Here is a 14,999-nt window from a genome sequence, read left to right as displayed (position 1 = left end):
TCTTATAAACTTAATCCGTCATGTCTGATACCAAAGTTCGACGCTCCAATGGAATACTGCACATAACTAACAAGAAAATGAAGCCTGACTGAATCCAGAAAAGGGCCAAGTCAAAGATTCCATGCACAGCAACCACTGTAAGGAAAGATAGATAAAGACCGATAATTGGACGTTTCCCCGACTCCTGACTCATATCCATCATCAAACGAACAGGAGCAACAGAAGACAAAGCTAATAAAATGGTTCCCACAATTCCGTAACTCAGAATCGTATCAATATAAAGGCTGTGAGCATGTTCATGATAAGGAGCATTTATCCGAGGATAAGAGTGCATGTAAGTCAATGGCCCCTCCCCCCAAAAAGGATTTTGCTTAAACAAGGCCATCCCAGCATCCCAGATAGAAATGCGTTCTTCCATAGAGGAATCTAAAGTCCCCATCCGAACTCCCAAATCACTAGAAAAAAGGAAACTCAAGCCAATCGCAAAGACCCCGATACTAAGCCAAAAGGCCTTCCAGTTTTTAATGGTTGTAAAGAGATAAATGATGGCTCCAGCGATAATAGCAGGAAAGGCAGTTCGATTTTGCGTAAAGTTCAATCCAAAGAGATTAACAAAGCCTGCAATCACACAGAATACCTTCAACCAATTCAACTTGGTCGTTGTAAAGAGATAGAAGGCAATCATGATACAGAAACAACAAATAATTCCATAGTAATTAGGATTAAAAAAGGTCACTTCTGCCCGATTCTGATGCCATACCTGCATATTGGGCGAAAGAAAGGCATAGTTAAATTTCTTTACAATTTGGAAATGCTCCAAAGTAGCAAAAGCCGCAGAGAGCACACTACCAAACAAGATTGTCTGCAGTATCAGTCGAAAGAAAGCATGTGTCAGACGTTTCTGGTAAAAACTAAAGAAAATGAGGAAGAGAAACATCAGTAAAGATGCAACCAATCCAAGCCAATTCTTAGCGACGATAGAGATGATACTACTGTAGGCAATAAAAAAGAGAAGTACAGGATGTTTGGCCAATCCTTTGATAATTCCCTTCATCTCCCCAGTAACAAGTAAACCTATCAAATATAAAGCAAAGAGCCCTAAGAATAAATAAAAAGGTAAAAAGATACTTATGATCATCAAATATAAAAAGAAATCTTTTTTCGAAAGCCCTCTTATCTTATCCAGTAATCCAATTGATTTCAAAACGGATCCTTTCTGTTCTGGATTTCTCCAGAAGATAAATGCTAAACTATCTTTATATTCTACCATTTTTTCCGTCATTTGGGAACAATGAACACGTTTTCACCACAAAAAATTCTATCATCAATATAGCACTAGAACTGAATTTTTCTGCCGTTTTCCACTACTTGATAGGTCTGACTTTGCAAATCAATTTCTGCTACTGCTGTTACGGACTTGTCTTTATTTTGACGTTTGATTACAATGCTGTGAGCTGTTGGTGTTTCAATGTCAATAGTCCCTTCTAGGTCAAAGGCCTCTGATTGATTACGGAAAGAAAATAGATTGAGAAGAGACTTCACCACAGGACGTTGAACTTCTTCTGCTATTTCCTCATTACTATAGTAATGACGATTAATATTTCGACCTTCTTTGGTTTCTTCTAATAATTTCAAGTCATTCTTACCTGCTAATAGACCCACATAGTAAACCTGAGGAATGCCTGGAGCAAAAGCTTGAATCAAACGAGAGAGGAAATACTTGACATCATCATCTCCAAGCGCAGAATAGTAGGTTGAATTGATTTGGTAGATATCTAGATTGTTATACTCTGCACTAGAGTACTTACGTTTGACATTCGCTCCAACCTTATAGAGCTCATTTGAAGCATAGTCAATTCCCTCATCAGTCAGGATATCCTTGACATCTACCACTCCAATCCCATCATGAGTATCTAGTGTCGTAAATTGCTTCATCGGGCTCATCTTTAACCACTTAGCCAAGCGCTCTGTTCTGGAACTGTAAAGAGTATAAAGGGTCACCATTGGAAGGGCAAAATCGTAAACATAGTAATCATGGTCCGCTATTTTAAACTGAATCGAATAGTGTTCATGAATCTCAGGTAAGAGCTCTGTCCCATACTCAGCAGCGATATCTCGAACTTTGTCCAATAAATTCCAAATATCTGGTTCCACAAAGAAATCATTGGTATCCAATTTCTTCACTGCATAAGCAAAGGCATCTAGACGAATCAAATCACACCCATTACTCGCTAGATGTTGAATCGTCTTACGGATAAATGCCATCGTTACTTCATTGGTCACATCAAGATCAATCTGCTCCTCACCAAAGGTATTCCACAAATGTTCTACTGAACCGTCTGCAAAAACAATCTCTTGCTTTGGTGCACGATCCTTACGTTTGTAAATTAAATCCACATCAGCTTGTGTCGGACGATTTTCCGGCCAAAACTTATCCCAGTTTAGAAAGAGATCTTTAAATTCACTGGCTTCATGTTTTTCTTGATAGTCCCTATAATACTTAGATTGGCGAGAAATATGATTAATCATAAAGTCAAACATAAGATAATATTTCTCACCTAAACGCTTAACGTCCTCCCAATCACCAAAAGCTGAATCCACTTCATCATAGTCAACTGGCGCAAATCCACGATCACCTGTTGATGGGAAAAATGGTAGAAGGTGAACTCCCCCAATAGCATCGCCAAAATGTTCTTCCAAATTCTCATACAGGTCTTTAAGGTTATTTCCAAGACTATCTGAGTAAGTAATCAACATGGTTTTATTTTGAATGGTCATAGATGTTCTCCTTTTTCTGATGAAAGCCAAGTCTTATATGACCTGGCTTCGTAAATGAAAGATATTTTTAGATTTTTGTTCACATTGAACTCGTACTAATATAGACTGCAAGCAATTAAGCACTACTTTCTTGTTTTCTACATAGAATTGTCAATAAGCTGAACCGTTCGTCTATGTATGAAATTATAAATCCCCTAAGCACTTTCTTACTTCACTGCCCCGTTGCTCATTCCTGAAATGATATGTTTTTGGAAGATGAGGTAGACAATGGTTATCGTTACAATTCCCACAATATAGGATGCAAAACTTGGGCCATAGTCATTGAAGTACTGACCTTGGTAGTTGTATTGGAAGAGAGGCAAAGTCCACATCTTGGAATCCTTATTCAGAATCAAGAGTGGCAACATAAAGTCATTCCAGAACCAGAGAGCATTGATAATCAAAGTTGTCGCATGCATGGGCTTCAGCATTGGAAAAATGATTCGACGATAAGTTGTAAAACGATCAGCCCCATCAATTTCTGCAGCTTCATCTAAACTATCTGGTATACTGATTTTAATATAGCCAACATACAAGAAGAGAGTCTGTGGAATGGCATAAGTTAGGTAGAGTATTACTAGTCCCCACATATTTGCTAGACCGAGTTTACTCATCATAACTGTGATGGGAATCATAATCACCTGAAATGGAACAAATATCCCTAAGATCAAGAGCGAATACATAATTGCAAAGGCTTTTTTCTTGGACATATTTCGAGCAATGGAATAAGCTGCAGCTGGTATAAAGAAAGCCACTACAATCAATGATAACACCGTAATAACAGCTGAATTCCAGAAATAGCCTCCAATTCCATCCGAAATTAATCGTTCATAATTACTTAAGGTAAAAGGATTGGGCAAACTAAAGAAATGATTCATGATATCCTTAGTTATTTTGAAAGAACTAAATACTGTTACCAATAAAGGAACAAGTATAAGGATACCACCTACTATCAAGAGGACATATTTCCAAAACTGATTCAATTTTTCTTCTTTTTTCATGTGTAGGACTCCTCTATTAGATTTCAAATTTCTTTGATAGTTTGATTTGGATCAGAGAAACAATTCCAATAATTAAGAATAAAATCAAAGCAATTGCATTCGCATATCCATATTGATTACTCTTGAAAGCATAGTTGTAGACTAAAAGTCCAAGAGACGTTGTAGCATTATTTGGACCACCACTCGTCAATGCAAAAATCTGGTCAAAGGCAGTCAGACCGGACTTAAGTGCCAAGATAAAAACCATTGAGATCGTTGGCAGCAAATAGGGTAATTCAATCTTCCAAAAGGTTTGTTTACTCGTTGCACCATCAATTGATGCTGCCTCTAAAATATCATTTGGAATACTCTGAAGACCAGCAAGAAAGAGAATGATTGGCATAGCTACTCCTTGCCATAGAAGAACAAAAATAGTTGCCACTACCGCTCCGACAGGTGTCCCTAATAGACTCTCTTGTAAAAAACCAAGCCCTAAAATTTTTCCAATCGTTGGAAGCCCATAGTTGAAGAATTGTTTAAAAATCAAGGAAACTGTCAAACCAGACAAAACAGCCGGGAAAAAGAACCAAGCTCTAAAGAAGGTCTGCCCCTTCATCTTAGAATTTAAGGCTCGTGCCACAACCATCCCAATCGTAATCTCTCCAATAATCAATGCCAGAGTTAAAATCAAAGTAAAGGCTATGGCTGTGAAGAATTTACCATCAATCATCAGCAATTTGTAGTTATTTAAACCAACAAATTTATAATTATAGGTCAATCCAGTCCAGTTAGTCAAACTATAGAAAGCACCTTGCACCATTGGAAAGTAAAAGAAGATAGCTTGTAATGCAAGTGGGATGAGCAAAAAAGTCCAACCCCAGTATTTATTTAAAAATTTTCGAATAGCCATATCATCTTAACTCCTATTCTAGTCCAAATCTGCCTTCATTGGATTAAAGAAAGCATTGAGATTGTTTGCCATATTTTTCAGATTTTTATCCATCAAGTAACCTGCACTTAGATTAAAAAAGTCTTCTTCAGAATTCCAGTGTTGGCCCAACCAAACATAATGTTTGTCAGTAAATGCCAGTTTAGAAATCTCTGTAAGCGCTGAGTCTTCTTTTTCCTGTATGCCTTTTACAGCAACTGGTGATCCATCTACATCATAATATGACTGCATAGCTTTTGGACTAGTCATATAGCTGATAAATTCTTCGGTTTCTTTCGGATGTTTAGTAGTAGCCGAAGTTGATAATGCCATGTCCCCTGCACCAACAGTGACTTCTTTTCCTACTTCTTCTCCAGGAAAGGCAAACATCCCCACCTCAAATTTTGGATCCTGTTGATTAATTGCCGCTAATGCCCATGATCCTTGTGGCATCATCCAGGCTTTTCCACTCGAAAATGCTACCACCGCATCATTATAAGAAGCACCACGCCAACCATCCTGAGCATTATCTGCCAATAAATCGAGTCGTTCTGCATCGGCTTTTAAAACAGCATCATCTGCAGAGATAGCATTTGGTTTTGAAAAGCGAAGGTAGTTATTAGCCGCATCTCCACTACCTGTAATAGTAATGAGAGAAAGTTGGTGGTAACCATTTAATGTCCAGCCTTCATTGCCCGCAACCGCAAATGGAGAATTCCCACTATCTTTTATCTTTTTAACAATCTCTTGAAATTCTTTAAAAGTCTTCGGTTCCTCAAGTCCTAATTCTTTAAACTTCGTTTTATTGTAATAGATTCCATAAAGGTTGGCCGTTAAAGGCACACTATAAATCTTGTTATTGATTGCATACTTTTCAGCATAGTCATTCTTGATGTTCTCAAGATAGGGTTTTCCTGTCATATCCGCAAAATAACCTGCCTTCGCCCACTCCTGAAAATCCATATTTTGAGGATAGATATTAATAATATCTGGAACATCTCCTGATAAAATCCGAGTCTTTAGAACAATTCCAGCTGAAGGTACTGTAGTCAGCTTCACATCAATATTAGGGTGTTCCTTCTCAAAATCATCCACTATCTTTTGCAAGGTATCTGCCATCTCGGTCTTCTGGTTAAAAAACTCAATCGTTACCTTGCCATCAGTTGATTGATTGTTCTGACCACAAGCCACGAGGCCTAGTAAACTTGCCCCAGCTACTAAAAGAAAACCTGCTTTCTTATACCATTTCATTGGAATGCCTCCTTGATAAATTTATACGCTTTTATTATAGTCTTTTGAATTTATACTGTCTACTCAAAAAATCTCCTGGTGATAAGGTAACAGTTAAACCTGCATACATGAGCTCTGCACCCGAGTAAACAATGTTTGTCCCTTCCAGCTCATAAAGCCCTTCCACTTCTAAGTCTTTCAGTTTCAAGGTGGTTTCCATTGTTTCCACAACTGACAGGACTCGGACGTAGGTCACAATCGTTTGATTTTCATAGTTAAATTGTACAGCTGCTTCATTGGATTCAGCATCGGGATTGATTAACCTATACTGATTCCCCAACTGGACTACTGGTCGCAATTCTTTATACAAGTTCACCTGATTAGCAATCTCAGCCTTCTCTTCATCTGATAAACTTGTCAAATCAAGCTCATACCCCAGATTTCCCATCATTGCTACATGACCACGAGTTTCCAATGGTGTCATTCGTCCCATCTGATGATTTGGTACTGCTGACACATGAGCCCCCATGGAAATGGTTGGATAGAGATAGGATGAACCGTATTGGATTGGTAAACGTGCAATAGCATCAGTATTATCACTAGCCCAGACTTGTGGGAAATAACGCATCATACCAAGATCATTTCGTCCACCACCACCAGAGCAGGACTCAAAGAGAATATGACTGTGTTTCTCTGTCAGATAAGAAACGAGTTCGTAAAGCCCCAACATATATTGATGAGATTGCATCTGGGTTTCCAGATAAACTGAACCATTCCCCAGATTAGTGATATTGCGGTTCATATCCCATTTGATGTAGTCAATTTTATGATGAGAGAGGAGTTCATCTAAAACATTTTTCAAATATTCTACTACCTGAGGATTAGCAAGATTAAGTACTAATTGATTTCGAGAATAGGTATGCTCATAACCTGAAACCTGAATGGCCCAGTCAGGATGTTTACGATACAAGTCGCTATCAACGGAAATCATCTCAGGTTCTAACCAAAGCCCAAACTGCAAACCTCTTTCATGGATCGCTGAAATCAGACTTACTAGACTTCCACCCAATTTTTCCTCATTAACACGCCAGTCACCTAAAGCACGATTATCATCAAAGCGATTACCAAACCACCCATCATCTAATACAAAAAGTTCAATTCCAACTTTCTTAGCTTCATCAGCTAGTTCTAACAATTTTTCTCTCTGAAAGTCAAAGTAGGTAGCTTCCCAGTTATTGATTAGAATTGGACGCTCTTTTTTAGAAAATTTACTTGGCATAATGTGCTTAAGTACAAAATTCTGACTTTCATGACTAATACCAGTTAATCCCTCGTCTGAATAGGTCACTAAAGCTACCGGTGTTTCAAAGTTTTCCTCAGGATCTAACTTCCAAGAAAAATTTTCTGGATTAATTCCAATAGCCACCCGAACTTCATTCAGTTGATTCTTTTGGACAAAAGCTTCGAAGTTTCCACTATACATCAGTTGTAGAGCAAACACATTCCCAGCATCCTCTGTAACTCCTTGATCACATAATAGAAGAGCTGGTGTTTGAGCATGCCCAGAAGCTCCACGGTTCGAACTAATCGAAAAGATTCCTTGCTCTACCTGTTGACGTCGGACAGTCTTTTCACGAGCATAAGCTCCCTGTAAAGTCACTATTTCGTAAGCTGCAGCAGGAAAATCAGCCATGAGAGAAAAGTCCTTATGAATGACAACTTCCTGATTGCTATTATTCTCCAATTTGCTGTAACTAGCAATTGTCGCATCATTATCAAAAGCAGTATAATACAAAGTCAGACTAAGTTGAGCCTTAGAATCTTCTAAAATCAAGGCAAGAGTCTCTGTATCATCCATGCTGTGTGGAGAAGGTAAACCCTGTGGACCATTCTGACCTTTTAAAATCTTTGCTTCTACAAATCGAAAGTCTGTTACTTCAGTTGCATCATGCTGAATCTGTAAAGTTGGTTTTCTAAAGTCACCCAAACCATGTTGTCCAAAAATCTGACGTTGCGTATCCAAACTAAAGGTGCGATTAGTAGCTATGGGATTACCAGAAAAAGCATGATCGCGTTCGTAAACACTATTAGCCCCTCTATAGTTCTTAATAGTCTTTCCTAAATGTTTTAATAATAAGAATCCATCCCTATTTTCAATAATCAAACTTAAACCTTTACTCTCAACGTAAAATAGATTATTCTCTATCCGAATTCCCATAAATTGTACCTCATCTATTTCTTGATAAAATTTTAGCACATAAAAGCGCTTTCTAAAATAGAGAAATGTATACAAAGTATGGTAAAATGTTAGGTAGGAGGTGGCCCATGCTCGTTTTTTCAGAATACCAGACTGGAACAATTGATCTTTCTCTTAGCTTCTACGGTTATGAAGAATGCACGCCTAATTACTCTTTTGGCCCAGCTATTCGAGATACCTATGTACTACATTACATTACTAAAGGAAAAGGTCAATTCCATTATAAGGGGAAAATTGTTGATTTAAAGGCAGGAGATTTCTTTTTACTAAAACCAGATGAATTAACATTCTATAAAGCAGATAACCAGGATCCTTGGGCTTACTACTGGTTGGGGATCACTGGAGGGAGGGCACCTGACTACTTTGCTCTATCTCAAATTTCTGACCAATCCTACCTCATCCAGTCAAATAACTGTCATACACAAACAACTGCAAAACTCATCTCAGATATTGTCCGCTTTGCTCAGATTACAAAATCTAATGAATTGGCTCAACTCCACATCATGGGACAACTCCATGAACTAATGTTTCATCTAGGAACGATTGCTCCCAATCAGAAAAAAGAGAATATTTCATCAACTCACCAGCTCTATCTTGACTGCAAACGATTAATTGATAATCACTATCCACAATCGCTCACCATTCAAGATTTAGCAAAAGAGCTATCGGTTCATAGAAGTTACTTAACTAGTGTGTTTAAAGAATTTCACCAACTCTCTCCAAAAGAGTATTTACTTTTCGTTCGAATGAAGCGTGCTCAACAGTTACTAGAACACACCAATGAAACGATCAAAGTCATTGCATATTCTGTGGGTTTTTCAGATCCACTACATTTCTCAAAAGCCTACAAACAGTTTTTTCATAAAACACCTAGTCAAACTCGAAATGAATACTCTCACTCTCTCTTAGCTAGAAAGGAAAATCAATGAAATCACACCAACTAGTTTACCAAATATTAGCTAGAGAAAACGATTATGTTAGCGGAGAAAAAATCGGAGAAGAACTGAATTTAAGCCGTACATCCATATGGAAAGCGATCCAACGTCTTCAACAAGAGGGCCTAGAAATTGACAGTATCAAAAATAGAGGCTACAAGCTTATTCAAGGCGATTTGATATTGCCTGATTTGATTCAGGAGAAAACCAACTTAACCATTCGCTACAAACCTGAGACCAAATCAACACAAACAGATGCAAAAGAAGGGATTGAAGCTGGAAACAAAGGAAATACACTCTATCTTTCAACCTGTCAAACAGCAGGTCGTGGCCGCTTTCAGCGTCCCTACTATTCTCCATCTCAGGGCGGGATCTATATGTCCCTGCATATTCAACCCAATCTTCCCTATGAAAAACTCCCTTCCTATACTCTCCTTGTAGCTGCTGCAGTCTACAAAGCCATTAAAAATCTAACTATGATAGAAGTAGATATCAAATGGGTAAATGATATCTACTTAAAAAATAAAAAGATAGCAGGTATCCTCACCGAAGCAATGACATCAGTTGAGACAGGCTCGGTTACAGACGTCATTATCGGACTTGGTATAAATTTTTCTATAGCAGACTTCCCAGAAGACCTAAAAGAAAAAGCAGGCAGCCTATTTATGCCACCTGCACCAATTAGTCGTAATGAGCTCATCAGCGAAATATGGAATTGTTTCTACAATACGGATTCAGATGAGCTACTTTATATCTATAAAGAAAGATCAATCGTTCTTGGAAAAGAAGTTACCTTCCAGCTAGATGAAAAATTGAAAAAAGGTCTTGCAAAAGAAATCTCAGAATCTGGTCAACTTCAAGTTGAACTTGAAGATAAACAAACTATCTGGCTAAATAGCGGAGAAATATCACTAACAAATTGGTAATAAACAAATCCCCCTTTTAACGATTTAGAAGGGGGATTTGCTTACAAAAAAAGAGCCTAACAGCCCTCTTAACTCACGGAGAATGGGGGATTCGAACCCCCGCGCCGGTTACCCGACCTAACGATTTAGCAAACCGTCCTCTTCAGCCTCTTGAGTAATTCTCCTATTAATGGGCACGAGTGGACTCGAACCACCGACCTCACGCTTATCAGGCGTGCGCTCTAACCACCTGAGCTACGCGCCCAAGTTCAAAAACTTGGTATGAACTTTCGTTCAAAGCGGGTGACGAGAATCGAACTCGCGACAACAGCTTGGAAGGCTGTAGTTTTACCACTAAACTACACCCGCTTAATAAAACAAAATATGGCGCGAGACGGAATCGAACCGCCGACACATGGAGCTTCAATCCATTGCTCTACCAACTGAGCTACCGAGCCAAATTGCGGGAGCAGGATTTGAACCTACGACCTTCGGGTTATGAGCCCGACGAGCTACCGAGCTGCTCCATCCCGCGTTAATATAAAAAGGAGGATGTGGGATTCGAACCCACGCACGCTTTTACACGCCTGACGGTTTTCAAGACCGTTCCCTTCAGCCGGACTTGGGTAATCCTCCATTATTTACAATGGACCTTGTAGGACTTGAACCTACGACCACTCGGTTATGAGCCGAGAGCTCTAACCAGCTGAGCTAAAGGTCCAACAAGATCAATATAGCGGCGAAGGGGATCGAACCCCCGACCTCCCGGGTATGAACCGGACGCTCTAGCCAGCTGAGCTACACCGCCATGAATCGGGAAGACAGGATTCGAACCTGCGACACCTTGGTCCCAAACCAAGTACTCTACCAAGCTGAGCTACTTCCCGCGTTAAATAAAAAAATGCACCCTAGAGGAGTCGAACCTCTAACCGCCTGATTCGTAGTCAGGTACTCTATCCAGTTGAGCTAAGGGTGCTCATCATTATATGCCGAGGACCGGAATCGAACCGGTACGATCGTTACCAATCGCAGGATTTTAAGTCCTGTGCGTCTGCCAGTTCCGCCACCCCGGCCTCTCTAAGCGAACGACGGGATTCGAACCCGCGACCCCCACCTTGGCAAGGTGGTGTTCTACCACTGAACTACGTTCGCATCGACCTCTTATTCTATATAAAAAAATGCCGGCTACATGACTTGAACACGCGACCCTCTGATTACAAATCAGATGCTCTACCAACTGAGCTAAGCCGGCTGATTTCTATTATGCGGGTTAAGGGACTTGAACCCCCACGCCGTTAAGCGCCAGATCCTAAATCTGGTGCGTCTGCCAATTCCGCCAAACCCGCAAATATGACCCGTACTGGGCTCGAACCAGTGACCCATTGATTAAAAGTCAATTGCTCTACCAACTGAGCTAACGAGTCTAAAATAACTTCCGTTATCTTAAACGGTCCCGACGGGAATCGAACCCGCGATCTTCGCCGTGACAGGGCGACGTGATAACCGCTACACTACGGGACCTATGGGAGTTAACGGGATCGAACCGCTGACCCTCTGCTTGTAAGGCAGATGCTCTCCCAGCTGAGCTAAACTCCCAAAAAGGAAGTCTCTAAACTTCCTATTCTGCTAAGCGACTTCCATATCTCACAGGGGGCAACCCCCAACTACTTCCGGCGTTCTAGGGCTTAACTGCTGTGTTCGGCATGGGTACAGGTGTATCTCCTAGGCTATCGTCACTTAACTCTGAGTAATACCTACTCAAAATTGAATATCTATCAAATACCAAGAAAACCGTCCGCTTTCATATTCTCAGTTACTTTGGATAAGTCCTCGAGCTATTAGTATTAGTCCGCTACATGTGTCGCCACACTTCCACTTCTAACCTATCTACCTGATCATCTCTCAGGGCTCTTACTGATATAAAATCATGGGAAATCTCATCTTGAGGTGGGTTTCACACTTAGATGCTTTCAGCGTTTATCCCTTCCCTACATAGCTACCCAGCGATGCCTTTGGCAAGACAACTGGTACACCAGCGGTAAGTCCACTCTGGTCCTCTCGTACTAGGAGCAGATCCTCTCAAATTTCCTACGCCCGCGACGGATAGGGACCGAACTGTCTCACGACGTTCTGAACCCAGCTCGCGTGCCGCTTTAATGGGCGAACAGCCCAACCCTTGGGACCGACTACAGCCCCAGGATGCGACGAGCCGACATCGAGGTGCCAAACCTCCCCGTCGATGTGAACTCTTGGGGGAGATAAGCCTGTTATCCCCAGGGTAGCTTTTATCCGTTGAGCGATGGCCCTTCCATACGGAACCACCGGATCACTAAGCCCGACTTTCGTCCCTGCTCGAGTTGTAGCTCTCGCAGTCAAGCTCCCTTATACCTTTACACTCTGCGAATGATTTCCAACCATTCTGAGGGAACCTTTGGGCGCCTCCGTTACCTTTTAGGAGGCGACCGCCCCAGTCAAACTGCCCGTCAGACACTGTCTCCGATAGGGATAACCTATCCGGGTTAGAGTGGCCATAACACAAGGGTAGTATCCCAACAACGTCTCCTTCGAAACTGGCGTCCCGATCTCATAGACTCCTACCTATCCTGTACATGTGGTACAGACACTCAATATCAAACTGCAGTAAAGCTCCATGGGGTCTTTCCGTCCTGTCGCGGGTAACCTGCATCTTCACAGGTACTAAAATTTCACCGAGTCTCTCGTTGAGACAGTGCCCAAATCATTACGCCTTTCGTGCGGGTCGGAACTTACCCGACAAGGAATTTCGCTACCTTAGGACCGTTATAGTTACGGCCGCCGTTTACTGGGGCTTCAATTCATACCTTCGGATTACTCCTAAGCACTCCTCTTAACCTTCCAGCACCGGGCAGGCGTCACCCCCTATACATCATCTTACGATTTAGCAGAGAGCTGTGTTTTTGATAAACAGTTGCTTGGGCCTATTCACTGCGGCTGACGTAAAGTCAGCACCCCTTCTCCCGAAGTTACGGGGTCATTTTGCCGAGTTCCTTAACGAGAGTTCTCTCGCTCACCTGAGGCTACTCGCCTCGACTACCTGTGTCGGTTTGCGGTACGGGTAGAGTATGTTTAAACGCTAGAAGCTTTTCTTGGCAGTGTGACGTCACTAACTTCGCTACTAAACTTCGCTCCCCATCACAGCTCAATGTTATAGATATAAGCATTTGACTCATATCACACCTCACTGCTTAGACAGACTCTTCCATTCGTCTGCTTTAGTTAGCCTACTGCGTCCCTCCATCACTACATACTCTAGTACAGGAATATCAACCTGTTGTCCATCGGATACACCTTTCGGTCTCTCCTTAGGTCCCGACTAACCCAGGGCGGACGAGCCTTCCCCTGGAAACCTTAGTCTTACGGTGGACAGGATTCTCACCTGTCTTTCGCTACTCATACCGGCATTCTCACTTCTATGCGTTCCAGCACTCCTCACGGTATACCTTCTTCACACATAGAACGCTCTCCTACCATACCTATAAAGGTATCCACAGCTTCGGTAAATTGTTTTAGCCCCGGTACATTTTCGGCGCAGGGTCACTCGACTAGTGAGCTATTACGCACTCTTTGAATGAATAGCTGCTTCTAAGCTAACATCCTAGTTGTCTGTGCAACCCCACATCCTTTTCCACTTAACAATTATTTTGGGACCTTAGCTGGTGGTCTGGGCTGTTTCCCTTTCGACTACGGATCTTAGCACTCGCAGTCTGACTGCCGACCATAATTCATTGGCATTCGGAGTTTATCTGAGATTGGTAATCCGGGATGGACCCCTCACCCAAACAGTGCTCTACCTCCAAGAATCTTTATGTCGACGCTAGCCCTAAAGCTATTTCGGAGAGAACCAGCTATCTCCAAGTTCGTTTGGAATTTCTCCGCTACCCACAAGTCATCCAAGCACTTTTCAACGTGCCCTGGTTCGGTCCTCCAGTGCGTCTTACCGCACCTTCAACCTGCTCATGGGTAGGTCACATGGTTTCGGGTCTACGACATGATACTAAGGCGCCCTATTCAGACTCGGTTTCCCTGCGGCTCCGTCTCTTCAACTTAACCTCGCATCATATCGTAACTCGCCGGTTCATTCTACAAAAGGCACGCTCTCACCCATTAACGGGCTCGAACTTGTTGTAGGCACACGGTTTCAGGTTCTATTTCACTCCCCTCCCGGGGTGCTTTTCACCTTTCCCTCACGGTACTGGTTCACTATCGGTCACTAGGGAGTATTTAGGGTTGGGAGATGGTCCTCCCAGATTCCGACGGGATTTCACGTGTCCCGCCGTACTCAGGATACTGCTAGGTACAAAGACTATTTTAAATACGAGGCTATTACTCTCTTTGGCTGATCTTCCCAAATCATTCTTCTATAGTCTTTGAGTCCACATTGCAGTCCTACAACCCCGAAGAGTAAACTCTTCGGTTTGCCCTCCTGCCGTTTCGCTCGCCGCTACTAAGGCAATCGCTTTTGCTTTCTCTTCCTGCAGCTACTTAGATGTTTCAGTTCACTGCGTCTTCCTCCTCACATCCTTAACAGATGCGGGTAACAGGTAGTACCTGTTGGGTTCCCCCATTCGGAAATCCCTGGATCATCGCTTACTTACAGCTACCCAAGGCATATCGTCGTTTGTCACGTCCTTCTTCGGCTCCTAGTGCCAAGGCATCCACCGTGCGCCCTTATTAACTTAACCTTATTTTTTGACCTTTCAGTCATAAACTCTTTTAATACTACAGCGTTTCGGTTTATTTTCTTGTTACTATTTGATATAGATATTCAATTTTCAATGTGCATTACTTGGTGATCTCTCACCAATGGAGCCTAGCGGGATCGAACCGCTGACCTCCTGCGTGCAAAGCAGGCGCTCTCCCAGCTGAGCTAAGGCCCCACAAGACCTCTCAAGACTAAACAAGACCAAT

Annotated in this window: 8 protein-coding genes, 18 tRNA genes and 2 rRNA genes; 2 read left to right on the top strand and 26 right to left on the bottom strand. The window is 41.8% G+C overall.

All coding sequences use genetic code 11. The features are described 5' to 3' along the window. Positions 1-10: 10 nt before the first annotated feature. The 6 genes from DG474_RS02280 to DG474_RS02255 all read right to left on the bottom strand — a co-directional run bounded on the left by DG474_RS02280 (position 11) and on the right by DG474_RS02255 (position 8,173). On the bottom strand, positions 11-1,204 hold the full coding sequence (locus DG474_RS02280; RefSeq protein WP_008293041.1) for an O-antigen ligase family protein: 1,194 nt from the start codon (positions 1,202-1,204) through the stop codon (positions 11-13). Between the two features lie 131 nt (positions 1,205-1,335). Beyond that, complete coding sequence (gtfA, locus tag DG474_RS02275) at positions 1,336-2,778, bottom strand: sucrose phosphorylase (RefSeq protein WP_255778701.1); 1,443 nt, start codon at positions 2,776-2,778, stop codon at positions 1,336-1,338. A 206-nt stretch (positions 2,779-2,984) separates the two neighbouring features. Continuing rightward, on the bottom strand, positions 2,985-3,818 hold the full coding sequence (locus DG474_RS02270; RefSeq protein ID WP_000711261.1) for a carbohydrate ABC transporter permease: 834 nt from the start codon (positions 3,816-3,818) through the stop codon (positions 2,985-2,987). 16 nt (positions 3,819-3,834) lie between these two features. Beyond that, on the bottom strand, positions 3,835-4,707 hold the full coding sequence (locus DG474_RS02265) for a carbohydrate ABC transporter permease (RefSeq protein ID WP_255778700.1): 873 nt from the start codon (positions 4,705-4,707) through the stop codon (positions 3,835-3,837). Between the two features lie 18 nt (positions 4,708-4,725). Further along, a complete protein-coding gene (locus DG474_RS02260; protein WP_255778699.1) occupies positions 4,726-5,976 on the bottom strand; it encodes an extracellular solute-binding protein in 1,251 nt (416 codons plus the stop codon). A gap of 34 nt (positions 5,977-6,010) precedes the next feature. Continuing rightward, positions 6,011-8,173, bottom strand: coding sequence for an alpha-galactosidase (locus DG474_RS02255; protein WP_255778698.1), 2,163 nt, complete (start codon positions 8,171-8,173; stop codon positions 6,011-6,013). A gap of 107 nt (positions 8,174-8,280) precedes the next feature. Here DG474_RS02255 and DG474_RS02250 point away from each other — a divergent pair, with 107 nt between their 5' ends. Beyond that, positions 8,281-9,141, top strand: a complete 861-nt coding sequence (locus DG474_RS02250) for an AraC family transcriptional regulator (protein ID WP_255778697.1) — start codon at positions 8,281-8,283, stop codon at positions 9,139-9,141. Beyond that, the gene (birA, locus tag DG474_RS02245) at positions 9,138-10,073 is read left to right on the top strand and encodes a bifunctional biotin--[acetyl-CoA-carboxylase] ligase/biotin operon repressor BirA (protein WP_255778696.1); all 936 of its coding nucleotides are present in this window, start codon (positions 9,138-9,140) and stop codon (positions 10,071-10,073) included. Before DG474_RS02250 ends, birA begins: the two co-directional genes overlap by 4 nt. A 76-nt stretch (positions 10,074-10,149) precedes the next feature. Here birA and DG474_RS02240 read toward each other — a convergent pair. The 20 genes from DG474_RS02240 to DG474_RS02145 form a co-directional block, all read right to left on the bottom strand. Beyond that, positions 10,150-10,237: transfer RNA gene (locus DG474_RS02240), tRNA-Ser, on the bottom strand. A gap of 6 nt (positions 10,238-10,243) precedes the next feature. Further along, positions 10,244-10,317 (bottom strand) — tRNA-Ile (locus DG474_RS02235). Between the two features lie 33 nt (positions 10,318-10,350). Beyond that, positions 10,351-10,421 (bottom strand) — tRNA-Gly (locus DG474_RS02230). A gap of 16 nt (positions 10,422-10,437) precedes the next feature. Next, positions 10,438-10,510 (bottom strand) — tRNA-Phe (locus DG474_RS02225). Positions 10,511-10,513: 3 nt separating this feature from the next. Next, a tRNA-Met gene (locus tag DG474_RS02220) sits at positions 10,514-10,587 on the bottom strand. Positions 10,588-10,598: 11 nt separating this feature from the next. Continuing rightward, positions 10,599-10,688 (bottom strand) — tRNA-Ser (locus DG474_RS02215). 11 nt (positions 10,689-10,699) lie between these two features. Further along, positions 10,700-10,773 (bottom strand) — tRNA-Ile (locus DG474_RS02210). A gap of 13 nt (positions 10,774-10,786) precedes the next feature. Further along, positions 10,787-10,860: transfer RNA gene (locus tag DG474_RS02205), tRNA-Met, on the bottom strand. A gap of 5 nt (positions 10,861-10,865) precedes the next feature. Then, positions 10,866-10,939 (bottom strand) — tRNA-Pro (locus DG474_RS02200). 15 nt (positions 10,940-10,954) lie between these two features. Beyond that, positions 10,955-11,028: transfer RNA gene (locus tag DG474_RS02195), tRNA-Arg, on the bottom strand. A gap of 11 nt (positions 11,029-11,039) precedes the next feature. Beyond that, a tRNA-Leu gene (locus DG474_RS02190) sits at positions 11,040-11,125 on the bottom strand. Positions 11,126-11,132: 7 nt separating this feature from the next. After that, a tRNA-Gly gene (locus tag DG474_RS02185) sits at positions 11,133-11,204 on the bottom strand. Positions 11,205-11,231: 27 nt separating this feature from the next. Then, positions 11,232-11,304, bottom strand: a tRNA-Thr gene (locus DG474_RS02180). 12 nt (positions 11,305-11,316) lie between these two features. Continuing rightward, positions 11,317-11,398 (bottom strand) — tRNA-Leu (locus tag DG474_RS02175). 5 nt (positions 11,399-11,403) lie between these two features. Continuing rightward, positions 11,404-11,476: transfer RNA gene (locus tag DG474_RS02170), tRNA-Lys, on the bottom strand. 24 nt (positions 11,477-11,500) lie between these two features. Continuing rightward, positions 11,501-11,573: transfer RNA gene (locus DG474_RS02165), tRNA-Asp, on the bottom strand. 2 nt (positions 11,574-11,575) lie between these two features. Beyond that, positions 11,576-11,648 (bottom strand) — tRNA-Val (locus DG474_RS02160). Between the two features lie 29 nt (positions 11,649-11,677). Further along, a 5S ribosomal RNA gene (rrf, locus tag DG474_RS02155) occupies positions 11,678-11,793 on the bottom strand. A 77-nt stretch (positions 11,794-11,870) separates the two neighbouring features. Then, a 23S ribosomal RNA gene (locus DG474_RS02150) occupies positions 11,871-14,773 on the bottom strand. A gap of 122 nt (positions 14,774-14,895) precedes the next feature. After that, positions 14,896-14,968: transfer RNA gene (locus DG474_RS02145), tRNA-Ala, on the bottom strand. Positions 14,969-14,999 lie beyond the last annotated feature (31 nt).

It is taken from the genome of Streptococcus oralis, assembly GCF_024399415.1.
GTDB classification, from domain to species: Bacteria; Bacillota; Bacilli; order Lactobacillales; family Streptococcaceae; genus Streptococcus; species Streptococcus oralis_CS.
The sequence above is the reverse complement of the archived record's forward strand: the minus strand, read 5'-3'. Positions and strand labels throughout refer to the sequence as shown.